The organism is Nocardioides marmoribigeumensis (genome assembly GCF_031458325.1).
GTDB lineage: Bacteria > Actinomycetota > Actinomycetes > Propionibacteriales > Nocardioidaceae > Marmoricola_A > Marmoricola_A marmoribigeumensis.
Genome location: NZ_JAVDYG010000001.1, coordinates 2,579,333 through 2,595,762, shown reverse-complemented (window position 1 = coordinate 2,595,762; position 16,430 = coordinate 2,579,333). Strand labels below are relative to the sequence as shown.

Sequence of the window (16,430 nt, the reverse complement as noted above, 5' to 3'; positions counted from 1 at the left end):
GGAGGCTCCCATGCGGGAGCCTCCCTCCTCGGAGGTGCGTCTCACCCGGTCGGGCGGGTGGCCCGGACCCGGATCAGGTCACTTGACGGAGACGGACGCGCCGGCAGCCTCGAGCTGCTCCTTGGCCTTGCCCGCGGCCTCCTTGGTGACCTTCTCCAGGACGGCCTTGGGAGCGGACTCGACCAGCTCCTTGGCCTCCTTGAGGCCGAGGCTGGTGAGCGCGCGGACCTCCTTGATGACGTTGATCTTCTTCTCGCCCGCGGCCTCGAGGACGACGTCGAACTCGTCCTGCTCCGCGGCCTCCTCGGCGCCGCCACCGGCACCGCCGGCAGCGGGGGCAGCGGCCACGGCCACCGGAGCGGCGGCGGTGACGCCGAAGGTCTCCTCGAACTGCTTCACGAACTCGGAGAGCTCGATCAGCGTCATCTCCTTGAACGCGTCGAGCAGCTCGTCAGTGCTGAGCTTCGCCATGGTGGCGGTTCCTTCCGTTAGCTGGTCCACGTCTGCGTGCGGACCGGGGTGGTGGTGAGTCGTGCTGGGGTGCTGCTGTCTCAGGCCTCGTCGGCAGCCGGCTCCGCGGCTGCGGTCTGGGCTGAGGGGTCCTGCTCGAGCTGCTGCTGCAGGGCACCCGCGAGGCGGGCGGTCTGCGCGAGCGGCGCGTTGAGCAGGTAGACGGCCTGGCTGAGCGAGGCGAGCATGCCGCCGGCGATCTTGCCGAGGAGGACCTCCCGGGACTCAAGATCGGCCAGCTTGGCGATCTCCGAGGGGTCCATCGTCTTGCCGTCGAGATAGCCGCCCTTGATCACGAGGGCGGGGTGGGCCTTGGCGAAGTCACGCAGCCCCTTGGCCGCCTCGACCACATCACCGTTGATGAAGGCGATGGCGGTCGGGCCGGAGAGCAGGTCGTCGACGCCGTCGACACCCGCCTCCTTGGCCGCGATGAGGGTCAGGGTGTTCTTCACCACGGCGTAGTTCGCGTTCTCACCGAGCGAGCGCCGCAGTTCCTGCAGCTGCTTGACCGTGAGGCCGCGGTACTCGGTCAGCACAGCACCGCTGGCCTCCTGGAACGACTCCACGAGGTCCGCGACTGCGGCTGCCTTGTCAGGCCGCGCCATGGTTCTCCTTCCGCGGTTGCACCTGGACCGGACGGTCCGAGACCACCACCCGCGGAACATCTCTGCCGGCCCGTGACGGGCTGCGGAGACGACGAACGCCCCGGGCGCAGAGGCCACGGGGCGTGAGCATCCGGGACGGGCCCGGAAGGGCTGGCAACGTGTCTCCTGCGCGGGCCGCCCGCCTCAGCGGGACCTTCGAGCCGAACAACCCCTCTCGGGGCAGCGCGAACCGACCGGCGGTCTCTGGTTACGACGACGACTCTAGGCGACGCCCTGCACCGGAGCAAATCGGTCCGGTCCTCCCCATGAGCCGCGCCCGTCTGTTTCCATATCCGCGTGGACCTCCTCATGCAGTCGCTCACCGAGACCCTCGACGCGGCCGACTATCGCGTGCAGTCGGGCCGCCACGCCGTGGACCGGGTCTGGCCCACCGGCTTCGACGCCCTGGACGAGTACCTCACCGGCGGCTTCCGCAGCGGTGACCTGGTGCTCTGCGGCGGGCAGCAGGGCGCCGGCAAGACCACGTTCGTGCTCCAGGTCGCCCGCAACATCGCGCGCGCCGGTCGCCCCGTCCTCTACTTCTGCTACGAGCACGACCAGGAGACGATGCTGATCCGTCTGCTGGCTCTCGAGTCCGGGCTGATCGGCGGCATCGAGGCCCCCAACATCCAGCGCATCCGCCGCACCTTCGAGGCCAGCGACGGCCTCGGGCGCAACCTCGGCGAGCGGCTGGCCGACACCAGCGGCGGCGCGGAGGCCATCGAGATCGTCCGGGAGTACTCCGACCGCCTGGTCGTCCACCGGTCGTCGGGCTCGCAGACCGACCTCGACGCGATCAAGCAGGCGATCGTCGAGATGCGCGAGGTCACCGGGGTCTCGCCGTTCGTGTGCATCGACTACCTCCAGAAGATCCCCTTCCCCGGGACCCCCAACGAGGACGAGCGGATCACCCACGTGGTCGAGGGCGTCAAGGACATGGCGCTGGACTACGACGTGCCCGTGCTGTGCGTCGTCGCCTCCGACAAGGAGGGCATCACCGCCGGCGTCCGGATGCGGGTCAACCACCTGCGCGGGTCGAGCGCGCTGGCCTACGAGGCCGACACCATCCTCATGCTCAACAACAAGTACGACGTCGTGGCCCGTCACCACCTGGTCTACGACGCCGGCAACATCGAGCGGTTCAAGCACTGGGCCGTGATCTCGATCGAGAAGAGCCGCAGCGGGGTGACCGGCGTGGACCTGGAGTTCCCCAAGCGCTTCGACCAGTCCCGCTTCGAGACGAAGGGCCAGCTGGTCCGGGAGAAGCTCATGGACGAGCGGGTGTTCGTGGAGTAGGACGGCCCCGGTCCCGGACGACGAACGCCCCCTCCCGCGCCGGCGGGAGGGGGCGTCGTACGTCGTGCGGTCAGGCCTGCGCGTCGTCCTCGACCGCCACGTTGCGGGTGCGGTTGGGGTCGACCTGGATGCCGGGGCCCATGGTGGTGGACACCGTGATCTTGCGGATGTAACGACCCTTGGAGCTGGCCGGCTTGAGCCGCAGGACCTCCTCGAGCGCCGCGGCGTAGTTCTCCGCGAGCTGGGTCTCGGAGAACGAGGCCTTGCCGATGATGAAGTGCAGGTTGGCGTGACGGTCCACGCGGAACTCGATCTTGCCGCCCTTGATGTCGTTGACCGCCTTGGCGACGTCCATCGTGACCGTGCCGGTCTTGGGGTTGGGCATGAGGCCGCGCGGGCCGAGCACCTTGCCCAGGCGGGCGAGCTTGCCCATCATGTCCGGGGTCGCGACCGCGGCGTCGAAGTCGAGCCAGCCGCCCTGGACCTTCTCGATCATGTCGTCGCCGCCGACGAAGTCGGCACCGGCCTCGCGGGCCGCCTCTGCCTTGTCGGCGTTGGCGAAGACCAGGACCCTGGCGGTCTTGCCGGTGCCGTGCGGCAGGTTGACGGTGCCGCGGACCATCTGGTCGGCCTTGCGGGGGTCGACCCCGAGGCGCATCGCGACGTCGACGGTCTCGTCGAACTTCTTCTTGGAGCCGGCCTTGGCCACCTTGATGGCGGCCAGCGGGGCGTACACCTCGTCCTGGTCGAAGGCGTCGGCCGCCGCGCGGTAGTTCTTGCTGCGCTGCATGGTGCTGGTTCCCCTTTCAGAGGATCAGGTGTGGTGCGGCCGCAGAGCGGGCCTCCCACGAGCTGCTGGGTGGTGCTGGTGGTCCCGACAGGGCGCGACCACCGTCAGGGGGCGCTCAGCCCTCGATGGTCACGCCCATCGAGCGGGCGGTGCCCTCGACGATCTTCATCGCCGCGTCGACGTCGTTGGCGTTGAGGTCGGGCAGCTTGCCCTCGGCGATCTCGCGGACCTGGTCACGGGTCAGGCGACCGACCTTGTCCTTGTGCGGGACCGAGGAGCCCTTGGCCAGGCCGGCGGCCTTCTTGATCAGCTCGGCGGCCGGCGGGGTCTTGGTGACGAAGGTGAACGAGCGGTCCTCGTAGATGGTGATCTCGACGGGGATCACCTGGCCGCGCTGCGACTCGGTGGCCGCGTTGTACGCCTTGCAGAACTCCATGATGTTGACGCCGTGCGGACCGAGGGCGGTGCCGACCGGCGGAGCAGGAGTGGCCGCCCCGGCGTTCAGCTGCACCTTGACCAGCGCGGCGATCTTCTTCTTGGGAGGCATTGCTTCCTTCTTCTTTCTCTCATGTGGTCATCGCGGGGTGGTTCCCCTGCCACTACTGCTGGGGGTGGAGGCGCGTCGCCGCCGGCGGCGCTCCTCGACCCGGGTCTCAGACCTTCTGGATCTGGGTGAAGCTCAGCTCGACCGGGGTCTCCCGGCCGAAGATCTCGACCAGCGCCTTGACCCTCTGGGTGTCGGCGTTGATCTCGGTGAGCGTGGCGTGCAGGGTCGCGAACGGCCCGTCGACCACCATGACGGAGTCGGAGACGCTGAAGTCGGCGACCTCGACCTTGGGCTTGGCCTTGGCGCCGCTCGGCGACGTGGTGCCGTCGGCGCCGTCGCCGGTCTCGGGCTGCGGGGCGAGCGTGGGGGCGAGCATCTTCTCGACCTCCTCCAGGCTCAGCGGCACCGGCTGCTGGCTGTGGCCGACGAAGCCGGTCACGGAGGGGGTGTGGCGGACCGCGGCCCACGACTCGTCGGTGAGGTCCATGCGCACGAGGACGTAGCCGGGGAGGACGGTGCGGCGCACCATCTTGCGCTGGCCGTTCTTGATCTCCGCGACCTCCTCGGTCGGGACGATCACCTCGTGGATGTAGTCCTCCATGTTGAGCGAGGTGATCCGGCTCTCCAGGTTGGTCTTCACCCGGTTCTCCATGCCGGAGTAGGTGTGGACCACGAACCAGTCGCCGATCTGGTCGCGCAGGCGCTCGCGGAACTCCTCGAGCGGGTCGGCCGGGGCCGGCTCGGCCTCGTCGAGGGTCTCGGACTCCTCCGCCGCGACGTCGTCGGAGGGCACCTCCTCCGAGGGGACGTCGTCGTCGGGGACGACCTGCTCCGCCGGCGCGTCCACCGTGACCGCGGGGTCAGCGGTGGGCTCCTGGTCGGGCGTCTCGCCCAGCTCGTCGTACGACTGCGACACGGTTGTCCGTCACCTTCTCCGTCAGTCCCTGGCGGGACGTTGTCTGTGGCTGCCTGAGGCCCTCGAGGCCTTGCTCAGGCGAAGATCTTGAAGACCAGCTTGCCGACGCCGAGGTCGAGCAGCGACACGAAGGTCATGACCACCAGCACGAACACGAGCACCACCCAGAAATAGGTGATCAGCTGTTCGCGGGTGGGCCAGACGACCTTGCGGAGCTCGGCCACCATCTGGCGGTAGAAGGTCGACGGGCTGGTGCGGCTCTGCTTGGCCGTCGCCGGGCTGGTGCCGGTCACCATCCACCACTTCCCTTCACGCGCCTCCGGTGGAGACCTCGAACGGTCGACCCCGCACGGGTGCGCGGAGCCTCGCAGGGCACGAGGGACTTGAACCCCCAACCTTCGGTTTTGGAGACCGATGCTCTGCCAGTTGAGCTAGTGCCCTTCGGTGGGGCCGGCCCCTCGACGGCGGCCCGCAGCCACCGGCGGGCCGGGGACAGGAGGGCATGACGAACAAGGGTGCAGATCCACCGACGGGAGAGTCTACGGGGCGGGCAACTCGAAGTCGAACCAGCGGCGGAACGCGGGTGCGGTGGCCTCGGACGAGGTGACAGAGTGGGACGCATGAGCTCGCAGCCCAGCCAGTCCCCCGCCCGCGTCTCTGCCCGCATCGGCGGCATCGCCGAGTCCGCCACGCTGGCCGTCGACGCCAGGGCCAAGGCCCTCAAGGCCGAGGGACGCCCGGTGATCGGCTTCGGGGCCGGGGAACCGGACTTCCCGACCCCGGGCTACATCGTCGACGCCGCGGTCGAGGCGTGCCGCGACAGCGCGAACCACCGCTACAGCCCCGCCGGCGGTCTCCCGGCGCTCAAGAAGGCGATCGCGGAGAAGACCCTGCGCGACAGCGGCTACCGCGTGGAGCCGTCCCAGGTGCTCGTCACCAACGGCGGCAAGCAGGCCGTCTACGAGGCGTTCGCCACCCTGCTCGACCCGGGCGACGAGGTCCTCCTGCCGGCGCCGTACTGGACGACCTACCCCGAGGCGATCCGCCTCGCGGGCGGGGTGCCGGTGGAGGTGCTGGCCGACGAGACCCAGGACTACCTGGTCACCGTCGAGCAGCTGGAGGCGTCCCGCACCGACCGCACCAAGGTGCTGCTGTTCTGCTCGCCGTCCAACCCCACGGGCGCGGTCTACACCCGCGAGCAGGTCGAGGCGATCGGCCGCTGGGCCGACGAGCACGGGCTGTGGGTCGTCACCGACGAGATCTACGAGCACCTGACCTACGACGGCGTGGAGGCGGTCTCCCTGCCCGTCGCCGTGCCGGAGATCGCCGACCGCACGGTCGTGCTCAACGGCGTCGCCAAGACCTACGCGATGACCGGGTGGCGCGTGGGCTGGCTCATCGGTCCCGCCGACGTGGTGAAGGCCGCCACCAACCTGCAGTCCCACGCCACCTCCAACGTCTGCAACGTCGCCCAGAAGGCAGCGCTGGCCGCCCTCACCGGCGACCTCTCCGCCGTCGACGAGATGAGGAGCGCCTTCGACCGGCGTCGCCGCACGATGGTCGAGATGCTCAACGAGATCGACGGCGTCGTCTGCCCCGAGCCCAAGGGCGCGTTCTACGTCTACCCCTCGGTCAAGGGACTGCTCGGCAAGGAGGTCGACGGGGTCGCCCCGCAGACCTCCGCCGAGCTCGCCGGCCTGATCCTCGACAAGGTGGAGGTGGCGGTGGTCCCCGGCGAGGCGTTCGGCTCCCCCGGCTACCTCCGGCTCTCCTACGCGCTCGGTGACGACGACCTGGTCGAGGGCGTCAGCCGCATCCAGAAGCTCTTCGCCTGAGTGGTCTCGACGAGCTCGACCGCCGAGGGTCGGCGGGACCTGCAGCTGCTGCCCAAGGCGCACCTGCACCTGCACTTCACCGGGTCCATGCGTCACGGGACCCTGGTCGAGCTCGCCGAGCGTGACGGGCACGTGCTGCCCGACGCGCTCGTCGAGGACTGGCCCCCGAGGCTGTCCGCGGCCGACGAGAAGGGCTGGTTCCGCTTCCAGCGGCTCTACGACGTGGCCCGGTCGGTGCTGCGGACCGAGGACGACGTGCGCCGGCTGGTGCTGGAGGCCGCGGAGGACGACGGGGCCGACGGGGGCCGCTGGCTGGAGCTCCAGGTGGACCCGAGCGGCTATGCCGCGAAGTTCGGGGGGATCACCAGGTTCACCGAGCTGGTCCTCGACGCCGTGGCCGACGCCTCGGCGCGGACCGGTGTCGGGATCGGGCTCGTGGTCGCCGCCAACCGCACCCGTCACCCGCTCGACGCGCGGACGCTGGCCCGGCTCGCCGCGCAGTACGCCGACCGCGGCGTGGTCGGGTTCGGCCTGTCCAACGACGAGCGTCGCGGCACCACGGCCGACTTCGCCGCCGCCTTCGCCATCGCCCGCCGCGCCGGCCTGCGCGCCCTGCCCCACGCCGGTGAGCTGGTCGGGCCGGCCAACATCCGGGTCGCGGTGGAGCAGCTCGGGGCCGACCGGCTCGGGCACGGCGTCCGCTCGGCGGAGGACCCCGCCCTCCTCGACGAGGTCGTCCGCCGCGGCATCGCCCTGGAGGTGTGCCCCACGTCCAACGTGTCCCTCGGCGTCTTCAGCGACCTCTCGAGCGTGCCGCTGCCGACGCTGCTCGAGGCCGGGGCGACGGTCGCGCTGGGGGCCGACGACCCGCTGCTGTTCGGCTCGCGCCTGCACGGGCAGTACGCCGCCGTACGCGCGGCCCACGACCTCGACGACGCGACCCTGGCCCACCTGGCGCGGATGTCGGTCGAGGCGTCCTGCGCGCCGGACTCGCTGAAGGAGGAGCTCGCGCGGGAGATCAGCGCGTGGGCCGGGAGTGGTCTCGACTGATCGGTCGCTCCGCTCCCTGCTCGACCACCCTCAGAGGCCGTCAGAGGGTGCAGCCGACGAGCACGGGCTCGTTGACCAGTGTGATGCCGTGCCGCTCGCGGACGCCGTCGCGGATCTCGGCGGCCAGGGCGAGCAGCTCGGCCGTCGAGGCGCCCCCGCGGTTGGTCAGTGCGAGGGTGTGCTTGGTGGACAGGGCGACCCGGCCCTCGCCGTGGTCGAGCCCGTAGCCCTTGCCGAACCCGGCGTGCTCGATCAGCCAGGCCGCGCTCGTCTTGACCCGCCCGTCGGGCTGCTCCCACGCCGGCGCACCCTCGGGGACCGCCTCCGGCTCGACGACCGGGTTGGTGAAGAAGGAGCCCGCGGACCAGGTGTCGTGGTCCGCGGCGTCCAGCACCATGCCCTTGCCCCGGCGCAGGCCGAGCACCGCCTCGCGGACGTCGGCGGAGGGGGCGCGCTGCCCGACCTCGACGCCCAGCGCGCGGGCGAGCTCGGCGTACGCCACCGGGGCGCCGAGCGAGCCCAGCCGCAGCTGGAAGGAGACGTCGAGCACGACCCACCGCGCGGGGTCCTGCTTGAAGCGGCTGGTGCGGTAGCCGAAGCCGCAGTCGGAGGCCATGAGCGTGCGCACGGTCTGCTCGCGGCGGTCCCACACGCGCACCCGGGCGATGGTCTGGGCGACCTCCTGGCCGTAGGCGCCGACGTTCTGGATCGGCGTCGCACCGACGCGGCCGGGGATGCCCGACAGCGCCTCGAGGCCCACCCAGCCCTCCTGGACCGCGCGCGCGACCAGGTCGTCCCACCCCTCGCCGGCCGCGACGGTGACGAAGGCGCCTCCGCACAGGTCGGACTCGACGTGGACCCCGCTCACCGCGACGTCGACCACGCGACCGGGCACGCCCTCGTCGGCCACCACCAGGTTGCTGCCGCCGCCGAGCAGGAGCATCGGCGTGCCGGTCTCGTCGGCCTCACGGACCGCGGCGACCAGGCCCTGCTCGTCGCGCGCCTCGACCAGCTCGCCGACCGGCCCACCGAGCCGCAGGGTCGTCCGGTCGGCCAGACGGACCGGGGGCCGGGGGGCCTCAGGCACCGTCGGGGACCACGAAGACGGCCTTGGGCGCACCCAGGACCTTGTCGATCCCGCAGGTCACCTCGAGCGCGACCGTCACGGCCGTGCCGCCGCCCTCCGCGGGCTCCACGGAGCGGACCACGCCCACCACGGCGACGTAGGCCGGCTCGTGGGCGTGGACGACGACCGGGCGGGTGAACTTGGCCCCGAGCTCGCGCACGCGACCCGGGCCGCCTGCCCACTCCTCGACCGCGCGGGAGGCGAGGGCCAGGGTGAACATGCCGTGGGCGATGACGCCGGGCAGGCCGACGGCCTGCGCGACGTCCTCGTCCTGGTGGATCGGGTTGTCGTCGCCGGAGGCCTCGGCGTAGGCGACCAGGTCGGCGCGGGTGACCTCGTACTCGTGGGGCGGGAGGGCCTGCCCGGCCTCGAAGGTCGTCATCGCTGGCGTCCGACCTGCGGGGCGGGCGGCTCCCCGGGCTCGGCCGTCCCACCCGGGGCGCTGTGCACGAGCGTCGCGACGGCGGTGACCACGTGGGCGCCCTCGGCGTCGGTGATCTCGCTGCGGGTGCCGATGATGTCGGCCGCACCGAGGCTGCGGACCGAGGTCACGGTGAGCTCGGCGGTGAGCCGGTCGCCGGGGACCACGGGCCGGGTGTAGCTGAAGCGCTGCTCGCCGTGGACCACGTGCTGCAGCGAGATGCCCACGTCGGGGTCGTCGAGCAGGGTGCGCATGGCGCCGAAGGCGACGACGATCGGGTAGGTCGCCGGCGCCGGCCCCCCGTCGTACGACGACCCGAAGGACCGCGCGAAGGCGGCGACGTGGTCGTGGGTCACCTCGAACGGAGCGGTGGGCGGGAAGGTCCGCCCGGCGAGGTCGGGGCCGAGGCTCATGGGACCGACGCTAGCAGCCGAAAACGGACGACGGCCTCCCCGTCGGGGAGGCCGTCGTCGATGCTCTGCGGTGCGCGGCTCAGCGGGTCTCGCGGTGCGCGGTGTGGGTGCGGCAACGGGGGCAGAACTTCTTGAGCTCCAGCCGGTCGGGGTCGTTGCGCCGGTTCTTCTTGGTGATGTAGTTGCGCTCCTTGCACTCCACGCACGCCAGCGTGATCTTGGGCCGGATGTCGCTTGCCTTGCTCGCCACGGCGATGCCTCTCCTCGGTGTTGCTGCGTCTTGCGGTCCTGCTGGATGCGCCTCGCGGCGGTCTGTCTGATGAGCTGTGATGAGTAGCGGGGGCGGGACTCGAACCCGCGACACCACGATTATGAGCCGTGTGCTCTAACCACCTGAGCTACCCCGCCACCGGGACGGGGCTGCAACACCGGTGACGATGCCTGCATTCCCACCCAGAGCCCCTTTACGGAATCGAACCGTAGACCTTCTCCTTACCATGGAGACGCTCTGCCGACTGAGCTAAAGGGGCGTGCGACGAGGAAGCATACACAGGCGCGAACCCCAACCTGAAATCGGTCGGGCACGCCCCGAATCGGGACGACCGCACCGCTGTGAACGGACCTTCGGCCGTGGTCCACAGCGCCCCTTGCGCGGTGCCCTTGACGTGCGCCTCGAGCAGTGGGGATCGACTCGTCCTGGGAGGACATCATGCGCAGCACGTACAAGTACCTCGCCTATGCCATCTGCGGCCTCGTCGCGCTCCAGGCGGCGTTCGTCGTCTATGCCGACGCCGGGCTGTTCCAGTGGATCGACCAGGACGGGGGCGTGCTCGACAAGGCCGCCCTCAACGACGACTCCCTGTCGTTCCCGGGCCTGGGCGGCTTCATGCTCCACGGCATGAACGGCATGATGCTCATCCCGCTGGTCGCGATCGTCACGCTCGTCGTGGGATTCCTCACCAAGACCAAGGGCGCCGCGGCCCGCGGCGGCCTCCTCGTCGGCCTCGTGGCCCTCCAGGTGACCCTCGGCCTCGTGGCGCACAGCGTGCCGGCGATCGGCCCCCTCCACGGGATCAACGCCTTCGCGATCTTCCTCACCGCCCTCAGCGCCGCGCGGCTGATGAGCCGCCAGGACGACGCGGCCACCACCACCGCTCCCACGGTCGGCAAGGGCCGCACGATCCCCGGCCAGCCGGAGCCGGCGTCCTCGCAGCAGCTCCAGGCGTGACCCGGGCCCGACTCCGGGTCCTCCTGCCGGTCGCGGCGGCCCTCGCGGTCGTCGTACCTCTGGCGTGGCTGTGGCAGGCGAGCCTGCTGCCGGGCACGTACTCCGTGATGGACATGGGGTACGTCGACACCGGCGGCGGCCCCGCCGTGGCCGGCCCCGGGTCGGCCGGCCTGCACGGGATGCACCACGGGGCGGACGGGGCGACCAGCGTCACCGACCTGGTCGAGCACCGCACGGGTGAGCCCGACGTCGCACTGACCCTCACCGCCCGGTCGGGCACGGTCGAGCTGGCCTCCGGCCGCGAGCTGGACGGCTTCACGCTCAACGGGACCTCCCCCGGCCCGACGATCGAGGCCACGCAGGGTGACCTGGTCGAGGTGCGGCTGGTCAACGAGTCGGTGCCCGACGGCGTGAGCCTGCACTGGCACGGCGTCGACGTGCCCAACGCGATGGACGGCGTCGCCGGGGTCACCCAGGACGCCGTCCCGGTCGGCGGCACCTTCACCTACCGGTTCGTGGCCTCGCAGGTCGGGACCTACTGGTACCACTCCCACCAGGTCTCCCACGTCCAGGTGCGCAAGGGTCTCCTCGGCGCGCTGGTGGTGCGCCCGCGCAGCGGGATCGCCCAGGACGTCGACGTCACCGCGGTCGCCCACACCTACGGGTCCGCACGCACGCTCAACGGCCGGGAGGGCGCCGTACGCGTGGAGGCGGAGCCGGGCGACACCGTCCGCGTGCGCCTGGTCGACACCGACAACGCCGCGCTGGACGCCTGGGCCGACGTGCCGGTCACGGTGGTCGCGCTCGACGGCTACGAGGTGAACGAGCCGACCGAGGTCGAGGCCCGGATGGTGCAGGTCACCGCCGGGGGCCGCGCGGACCTCGAGCTCACCGTGCCCGAGGACGGCGCCGCGCGGGTCCAGGTGAGCAAGGGGACCTACCTCGTCATCGGTCCCGCCGACGCCGCCGAGCCGGCCCCGCCGGACCAGCCGCGCACGCGTCTCGACGTGCTCTCCTACGGCTCACCGACGGCGCTCCCGTTCGACGCCTCCCACCCCGACCGCACGTTCCGCTACGACATCGGTCGCCGCCCCGGCTTCGTCGACGGCCGGCCGGGGGTGTGGTGGACGATCAACGGACACCTCTTCCCCGACGTGCCGATGTTCACCGTCGAGGAGGGCGACGTCGTCGTGATGGACCTCCACAACGGCACCGGGGCGAGCCACCCGATGCACCTGCACGGACACCACGCGGTCGTGCTGAGCCGGGACGGCAGGGCCGCCACCGGGAGCCCGTTCTGGATGGACTCGCTGGAGGTGGCCCCGGGCGAGCGCTACCGGATCGCCTTCGTGGCCGACAACCCCGGCGTCTGGATGGACCACTGCCACAACCTGCCGCACGCCACGCAGGGCCTCGTCGCGCACCTGATGTACGCCGGGGTCACCACGCCGTTCCGGGTCGGCCACGAGGACAACCACCCGGAGTGAGGTCAGCGGGTGCGTGCCGCCGCGTGGCGCCCCGCCCGCCGCCCGAAGTACGACGCCTCGCCGAGCTGGGTGCCGGAGCTGTAGCCGGCGCCGTCGAGGGCGATGTTGGACGCGCCCGCGCCGACGGAGTAGACGCCCGGGACCGGATCGCCGGAGCCGTCGAGCACCTCCCCGTCGATGCTGACCCGCAGCCCACCCAGGGTGAACCCGGCGTAGAACGCCTTGCCCGGGGAGAGGTCGAAGGCACCCCACGGGCCCTTGTCGAGCGGCGTGAGCCACTCCTTCGCCTTGTGGTGCTCGGGGTCCTCACCGCGCGCCGCGTGCTCGTTGTACGACGCCAGGGTGGCCTGCAGGTTGCCCGCCGGGATGCCGAGGCCGGCCTCCATCTCCTCGATGGTGTCCCAGCCGTCGATCAGCGGGGTCAGGTGGTAGTAGGGCTCGCCGATGGTCTCGGAGTCGAGGATCAGGTAGCCGGTCTGGCCGGGCTGCTCGAACACCGCGCTCGCGGTGCGGGAGTGGTAGCCGTCCTCGTTGACGATGCGCCGGCCCTCGGCGTTGACCACGATCCCGAACACGTGCCGGCCGGGCGGGTAGAACGGCGCGGTGAAGAAGGCACCCTCCATGTGCTCGAGCAGCCCTCCGACGGAGACGCCCAGCCGGATGCCGAGACCGTCGTCGTGGGAGTTGCCCAGGGGCATGCCCTTCGCGACCAGCGCCTGCAGGCGCGGGGCGTAGAAGTCGATCATCTCCTGGTTCATCACGAAGCCGCCGGCGGCGATCACGACCGCGCGCGCCCGGATCGCGCCCTGCTCGGTGAACCGCCGCCAGGTGGCGCCGACGACCCGCTCGCCGTCGGTGACCAGCGCCGTCGCGCCGGTGTCGTAGCGCACCTCGACCCCGAGCTCGGTGAGCCGCTCGACCGCGAGGCTCACCACCATCGCGGCTCCCCCGGTGTCGCCGGGGACCGGCACCTTGTGGCCGCGGGGCGCCGGGCGCGCCTGCTCGGCGTACGGCCAGGCCTTCTCGGAACCGGTGTACATCAGCCCCTGGGTGCCGGGCTGGACCACGGCCTTCTCGGGGTAGTAGCTGCGCTCGAACTCGAACCCGAGCCCCTCGAGCCAGTCGAAGTGCTCCGGGGAGTCCTCGCAGTAGGCCTGGATCTTGGCGGGGTCGGCGTCGGGGCTGACCGCCTGGAGGTACGTCGCCATCTCGGTCGGGGTGTCCTCGAAGCCGGTGGCCTGCTGCACCGCGGTGCCGCCGCCGAGGTAGAAGTGGCCACCGGCCATCGCGGTCGTGCACGTGCCGGGGCCGCCCTTGTCGACGACCAGGACGCGCGCCCCGGCCCGGGCGGCCTCGAGGGCGGCGCTCACCCCGGCCATGCCGGCGCCGAGCACGAGGACGTCCACCTCGTCGCTCCACTCGGCGACGGAGTCGACGGGCACGGGGGCGGGGATCTCGACGCTCACCGGCCCATCGTAGAACGTGTTCTAGTTCTGCGGCAGGGTGGAATGCTCGTACGGCCGACGCTGTTGAGATGGTTGACACGTCAATCCAAGGAGTGCCCATGTCCCAGATGCAGCTCGGGATCTTCAGCGTCAGCGACGTGACGCCCGACCCGACGACCGGCCGCACCCCGACCGAGCACGAGCGCCTCAAGGCGACCGTCGCGATCGCGCAGAAGGCCGAGGAGATCGGGCTCGACGTCTTCGCGTGGGGCCAGCACCACAACCCGCCCTTCGTGGCGTCCGCCCCCACGACGATGCTCGCGCACGTCGCGGCGCTCACCGAGCGGATCATCCTGTCCACCTCGACGACCTTGATCACCACGACCGACCCGGTGCGCATCGCCGAGGACTACGCGACCCTGCAGCACCTCTCCGACGGCCGCACCGACCTCATGCTGGGGCGCGGCAACACCGGGCCGGTCTACCCCTGGTTCGGCAAGGACATCCGTGAGGGCATCGCGCTGGCGGTCGAGAACTACCACCTGCTCCACCGGCTCTGGCGCGAGGACGTGGTGGACTGGGAGGGCCGCTTCCGCACCCCGCTGCAGGGCTTCACCAGCACCCCGCGACCGCTGGACGGCGTACCCCCGTTCGTGTGGCACGGCTCGATCCGCTCCCCCGAGATCGCCGAGCAGGCGGCCTACTACGGCGACGGGTTCTTCTCCAACCACATCTTCTGGCCCGCGTCCCACACGCAGCGGATGGTCCAGCTCTACCGCCGCCGCTTCGCGCACTACGGCCACGGGACGCCCGAGCAGGCGATCGTCGGGCTCGGCGGCCAGTTCTTCATGCGCCGCAACAGCCAGGACGCGGTGCGGGAGTTCCGGCCGTACTTCGACAACGCCCCGGTCTACGGCCACGGCCCGTCCTTGGAGGAGTTCACCGAGCAGACCCCGCTCACCGTCGGGTCGCCCCAGCAGGTGCTCGAGCGCACGCTCGGCTTCCGGGAGTACGTCGGCGACTACCAGCGACAGCTGTTCCTCGTCGACCACGCCGGCCTGCCGCTCACGACCGTGCTCGAGCAGCTGGACCTGCTCGGCGAGATCCTGCCCGACCTGCGTGCCGGCTTCGCCGAGGGCCGCGGGGCCGACGTCCCCGACGCACCCACGCACGCCTCCCTCGTGGCCGCGGACCAGGGCCTGGTGGGCGCCCGATGACCACCCGCACCCTCGCCGTCGTCAGCGCCGGCCTCTCCCAGCCCTCGTCGACCCGGTTGCTCGCCGACCGGCTGTCCGCCGCCGTCGTCGCGGCGGCGGACGGGTCGGTCCTGGTGGAGCAGGTGGAGCTCCGGCCGCTGGCCCGCGACCTCGCCGACCACCTGGCGACCGGGTTCCCCTCCCCGACCCTCGAGGCGGCGCTGTCGACCGTCACCCGCGCCGACGGGCTCGTCGCGGTCACCCCGGTCTTCTCCGCGTCCTACTCCGGCTTGTTCAAGACCTTCTTCGACGTGGTCGAGAAGGACGCGCTCGCGGGCCTGCCGACGCTGCTCGGCGCGACCGCCGGCACCGCGCGGCACTCGCTGGTGATCGACCACGCCATGCGTCCGCTGTTCGCCTACCTGCGCGCCGCGGTCGTGCCGACCGGTGTGTTCGCGGCGACCGACGACTTCGGGTCCGCCGAGCACGCGCTGGCACCCCGGATCTCCCGCGCGGCCGACGAGCTCGTGGCCGCGTGGGGAGCCGCACCGGCGCGCCGGGACGAGGACCCCGAGGTCACCTCGTTCGACCAGCTGCTGCGTCAGGCGGGCCAGGCGTAGGTCACGCCCGTCTTCTCCTCGCTGAGCGCCCAGAGGTCCTTGGCGAGCTGCTCGTCACGGGCACGACGCTGGCGTCGCGCCGGACCGACCGGTCCGCGCTGCTCGCGCATGCGCTGCGGGCCGGTGTAGGAGCCGGGCTCGGCCTCGGTCGCGGCGTAGAGCGGGCCCCAGGCCCCCTTGGCCGCGGACTGGAAGACCAGCTTGAGGAACAGCGGCGCGACGTGCTTCACCCCGGGGATCGCCCCGAGGCCGTCGCTGGAGGTGACCAGGTTGGTGTGCGCGACGCCGGGGTGCGCGGCCGCCGCGGTGAGGCTCGCCCCGTGCGCGGCGGCCTGACGCTGGAGCTCGTCGGCGAACAGGATGTTGGCCAGCTTGGAGTTGCCGTAGGCGCGCTGCGGGGAGTACGACGAGCGCGGGTTGGCCTCGAGCAGGTCGTCGGCCCCGGCGTGGTGCGCGACCGAGGAGACCGCCACGACCCGGGCCGCGGGCGCCTCCAGCAGCGCCGGGAGCAGCCGGCCGGTCAGCGCGAAGTGGCCGAGGTGGTTGGTGCCGAGCTGGAGCTCGAAGCCGTCCTCGGTCTCGCGGTAGCGCGGCGGGGTCATCACGCCGGCGTTGTTGACCAGCAGGTCGATCGGCCCCTGCCACTGGTCGGCGAACTCCTCGACGCTCGCCAGGGACGACAGGTCGAGGCGAGCGACCTCGGCGGTCGCCCCGGTCTCCCTGCGGATCCTCTGCGCCGCCTCGGCCGCGCTGTCGGTGTTGCGGCACGCGAGCGTGACCGCGGCGCCGTGGCGCGCGAGCTCGAGAGCGGTGTGGAGGCCGATCCCCGAGTTGCCCCCCGTGACCACGGCCGTCCGGCCGCTCAGGTCCGGCAGCCGGTCGGGGGTCCAGTCGTAGGTGGCCATG

19 protein-coding genes and 3 tRNA genes are annotated in these 16,430 nt (G+C 71.7%); 7 read left to right on the top strand and 15 right to left on the bottom strand.

All coding sequences use genetic code 11. The features are described 5' to 3' along the window. Window positions 1-78: 78 nt before the first annotated feature. Both rplL and rplJ read right to left on the bottom strand, forming a co-directional pair. Window positions 79-471 carry a 50S ribosomal protein L7/L12 gene (rplL, locus tag J2S63_RS12415; protein WP_310302567.1) on the bottom strand — a complete coding sequence of 131 codons (393 nt, stop codon included), beginning with the start codon at window positions 469-471 and terminating at the stop codon, window positions 79-81. A gap of 80 nt (window positions 472-551) precedes the next feature. Next, window positions 552-1,115, bottom strand: a complete 564-nt coding sequence (gene rplJ, locus J2S63_RS12410; RefSeq protein WP_310302564.1) for a 50S ribosomal protein L10 — start codon at window positions 1,113-1,115, stop codon at window positions 552-554. A gap of 336 nt (window positions 1,116-1,451) precedes the next feature. Here rplJ and J2S63_RS12405 point away from each other — a divergent pair, with 336 nt between their 5' ends. Next, a complete protein-coding gene (locus J2S63_RS12405) occupies window positions 1,452-2,450 on the top strand; it encodes a DnaB-like helicase C-terminal domain-containing protein (protein WP_310302561.1) in 999 nt (332 codons plus the stop codon). 70 nt (window positions 2,451-2,520) lie between these two features. Here the strand turns inward: J2S63_RS12405 and rplA are convergent, their stop codons facing one another. From rplA to J2S63_RS12380, 5 genes are all read right to left on the bottom strand, one after another. Next, on the bottom strand, window positions 2,521-3,240 hold the full coding sequence (rplA, locus tag J2S63_RS12400; RefSeq protein ID WP_310302557.1) for a 50S ribosomal protein L1: 720 nt from the start codon (window positions 3,238-3,240) through the stop codon (window positions 2,521-2,523). 115 nt (window positions 3,241-3,355) lie between these two features. Next, window positions 3,356-3,787 carry a 50S ribosomal protein L11 gene (gene rplK, locus J2S63_RS12395; RefSeq protein ID WP_310302554.1) on the bottom strand — a complete coding sequence of 144 codons (432 nt, stop codon included), beginning with the start codon at window positions 3,785-3,787 and terminating at the stop codon, window positions 3,356-3,358. A 106-nt stretch (window positions 3,788-3,893) separates the two neighbouring features. Next, on the bottom strand, window positions 3,894-4,703 hold the full coding sequence (gene nusG, locus J2S63_RS12390; RefSeq protein WP_310302551.1) for a transcription termination/antitermination protein NusG: 810 nt from the start codon (window positions 4,701-4,703) through the stop codon (window positions 3,894-3,896). A gap of 74 nt (window positions 4,704-4,777) precedes the next feature. Next, on the bottom strand, window positions 4,778-4,999 hold the full coding sequence (secE, locus tag J2S63_RS12385) for a preprotein translocase subunit SecE (protein ID WP_310302548.1): 222 nt from the start codon (window positions 4,997-4,999) through the stop codon (window positions 4,778-4,780). Between the two features lie 72 nt (window positions 5,000-5,071). Continuing rightward, a tRNA-Trp gene (locus tag J2S63_RS12380) sits at window positions 5,072-5,144 on the bottom strand. Window positions 5,145-5,323: 179 nt separating this feature from the next. On the opposite strand from J2S63_RS12380, the gene J2S63_RS12375 reads away from it, so the two are divergent. Then, complete coding sequence (locus J2S63_RS12375; protein ID WP_310302545.1) at window positions 5,324-6,538, top strand: pyridoxal phosphate-dependent aminotransferase; 1,215 nt, start codon at window positions 5,324-5,326, stop codon at window positions 6,536-6,538. Continuing rightward, on the top strand, window positions 6,539-7,588 hold the full coding sequence (locus J2S63_RS12370) for an adenosine deaminase (protein WP_310302542.1): 1,050 nt from the start codon (window positions 6,539-6,541) through the stop codon (window positions 7,586-7,588). A 40-nt stretch (window positions 7,589-7,628) separates the two neighbouring features. Here the strand turns inward: J2S63_RS12370 and J2S63_RS12365 are convergent, their stop codons facing one another. The 6 genes from J2S63_RS12365 to J2S63_RS12340 form a co-directional block, all read right to left on the bottom strand. Then, the gene (locus J2S63_RS12365) at window positions 7,629-8,675 is read right to left on the bottom strand and encodes a UDP-N-acetylmuramate dehydrogenase (protein ID WP_310302539.1); all 1,047 of its coding nucleotides are present in this window, start codon (window positions 8,673-8,675) and stop codon (window positions 7,629-7,631) included. Then, entirely contained in the window at window positions 8,668-9,096 is a 429-nt protein-coding gene (locus J2S63_RS12360) for a MaoC/PaaZ C-terminal domain-containing protein (RefSeq protein WP_310302536.1), read from the bottom strand. Before J2S63_RS12360 ends, J2S63_RS12365 begins: the two co-directional genes overlap by 8 nt. Next, complete coding sequence (locus J2S63_RS12355; protein WP_310302533.1) at window positions 9,093-9,548, bottom strand: FAS1-like dehydratase domain-containing protein; 456 nt, start codon at window positions 9,546-9,548, stop codon at window positions 9,093-9,095. The genes J2S63_RS12360 and J2S63_RS12355 overlap by 4 nt, the downstream gene beginning before the upstream one ends. Before the next feature lie 79 nt (window positions 9,549-9,627). Continuing rightward, on the bottom strand, window positions 9,628-9,798 hold the full coding sequence (gene rpmG / locus J2S63_RS12350) for a 50S ribosomal protein L33 (protein ID WP_310302530.1): 171 nt from the start codon (window positions 9,796-9,798) through the stop codon (window positions 9,628-9,630). Between the two features lie 84 nt (window positions 9,799-9,882). Further along, a tRNA-Met gene (locus J2S63_RS12345) sits at window positions 9,883-9,956 on the bottom strand. A gap of 49 nt (window positions 9,957-10,005) precedes the next feature. Beyond that, window positions 10,006-10,078 (bottom strand) — tRNA-Thr (locus J2S63_RS12340). Between the two features lie 179 nt (window positions 10,079-10,257). Between J2S63_RS12340 and J2S63_RS12335 the strand changes: the two genes are divergently transcribed. After that, the gene (locus tag J2S63_RS12335) at window positions 10,258-10,776 is read left to right on the top strand and encodes a COX15/CtaA family protein (protein WP_310302527.1); all 519 of its coding nucleotides are present in this window, start codon (window positions 10,258-10,260) and stop codon (window positions 10,774-10,776) included. Beyond that, complete coding sequence (locus J2S63_RS12330) at window positions 10,773-12,263, top strand: multicopper oxidase family protein (protein WP_310302524.1); 1,491 nt, start codon at window positions 10,773-10,775, stop codon at window positions 12,261-12,263. The genes J2S63_RS12335 and J2S63_RS12330 overlap by 4 nt, the downstream gene beginning before the upstream one ends. Before the next feature lie 2 nt (window positions 12,264-12,265). Here J2S63_RS12330 and J2S63_RS12325 read toward each other — a convergent pair whose 3' ends face one another. Continuing rightward, window positions 12,266-13,729 carry an FAD-binding protein gene (locus J2S63_RS12325; RefSeq protein ID WP_310302521.1) on the bottom strand — a complete coding sequence of 488 codons (1,464 nt, stop codon included), beginning with the start codon at window positions 13,727-13,729 and terminating at the stop codon, window positions 12,266-12,268. 107 nt (window positions 13,730-13,836) lie between these two features. Here J2S63_RS12325 and J2S63_RS12320 point away from each other — a divergent pair, with 107 nt between their 5' ends. Together J2S63_RS12320 and J2S63_RS12315 are read left to right on the top strand one after the other, a co-directional pair. Continuing rightward, window positions 13,837-14,925 (top strand): LLM class flavin-dependent oxidoreductase, encoded by a 1,089-nt coding sequence (locus J2S63_RS12320; RefSeq protein ID WP_310306685.1) that lies wholly within the window; start codon window positions 13,837-13,839, stop codon window positions 14,923-14,925. After that, window positions 14,922-15,524, top strand: a complete 603-nt coding sequence (locus tag J2S63_RS12315; RefSeq protein WP_310302518.1) for an FMN reductase — start codon at window positions 14,922-14,924, stop codon at window positions 15,522-15,524. Before J2S63_RS12320 ends, J2S63_RS12315 begins: the two co-directional genes overlap by 4 nt. On the opposite strand, the gene J2S63_RS12310 is transcribed toward J2S63_RS12315, so the two are convergent. After that, entirely contained in the window at window positions 15,506-16,429 is a 924-nt protein-coding gene (locus J2S63_RS12310; protein ID WP_310302515.1) for an oxidoreductase, read from the bottom strand. The two genes, J2S63_RS12315 and J2S63_RS12310, sit on opposite strands and share 19 nt — an antisense overlap. Between the last annotated feature and the right edge of the window lies 1 nt (window position 16,430).

Excerpts from the sequence above, each read along its gene's own strand:
- rplL (WP_310302567.1), bottom strand. The coding sequence starts at position 471 with ATGGCGAAGCTCAGCACTGACGAGCTGCTCGACGCGTTCAAGGAGATG.
- rplJ (WP_310302564.1), bottom strand. The coding sequence starts at position 1,115 with ATGGCGCGGCCTGACAAGGCAGCCGCAGTCGCGGACCTCGTGGAGTCG.
- rplA (WP_310302557.1), bottom strand. The coding sequence starts at position 3,240 with ATGCAGCGCAGCAAGAACTACCGCGCGGCGGCCGACGCCTTCGACCAG.
- rplK (WP_310302554.1), bottom strand. The coding sequence starts at position 3,787 with ATGCCTCCCAAGAAGAAGATCGCCGCGCTGGTCAAGGTGCAGCTGAAC.
- secE (WP_310302548.1), bottom strand. The coding sequence starts at position 4,999 with ATGGTGACCGGCACCAGCCCGGCGACGGCCAAGCAGAGCCGCACCAGC.
- J2S63_RS12375 (WP_310302545.1), top strand. The coding sequence starts at position 5,324 with ATGAGCTCGCAGCCCAGCCAGTCCCCCGCCCGCGTCTCTGCCCGCATC.
- J2S63_RS12360 (WP_310302536.1), bottom strand. The coding sequence starts at position 9,096 with ATGACGACCTTCGAGGCCGGGCAGGCCCTCCCGCCCCACGAGTACGAG.
- J2S63_RS12355 (WP_310302533.1), bottom strand. The coding sequence starts at position 9,548 with ATGAGCCTCGGCCCCGACCTCGCCGGGCGGACCTTCCCGCCCACCGCT.
- J2S63_RS12335 (WP_310302527.1), top strand. The coding sequence starts at position 10,258 with ATGCGCAGCACGTACAAGTACCTCGCCTATGCCATCTGCGGCCTCGTC.
- J2S63_RS12320 (WP_310306685.1), top strand. The coding sequence starts at position 13,837 with ATGCAGCTCGGGATCTTCAGCGTCAGCGACGTGACGCCCGACCCGACG.
- J2S63_RS12315 (WP_310302518.1), top strand. The coding sequence starts at position 14,922 with ATGACCACCCGCACCCTCGCCGTCGTCAGCGCCGGCCTCTCCCAGCCC.
- J2S63_RS12310 (WP_310302515.1), bottom strand. The coding sequence starts at position 16,429 with ATGGCCACCTACGACTGGACCCCCGACCGGCTGCCGGACCTGAGCGGC.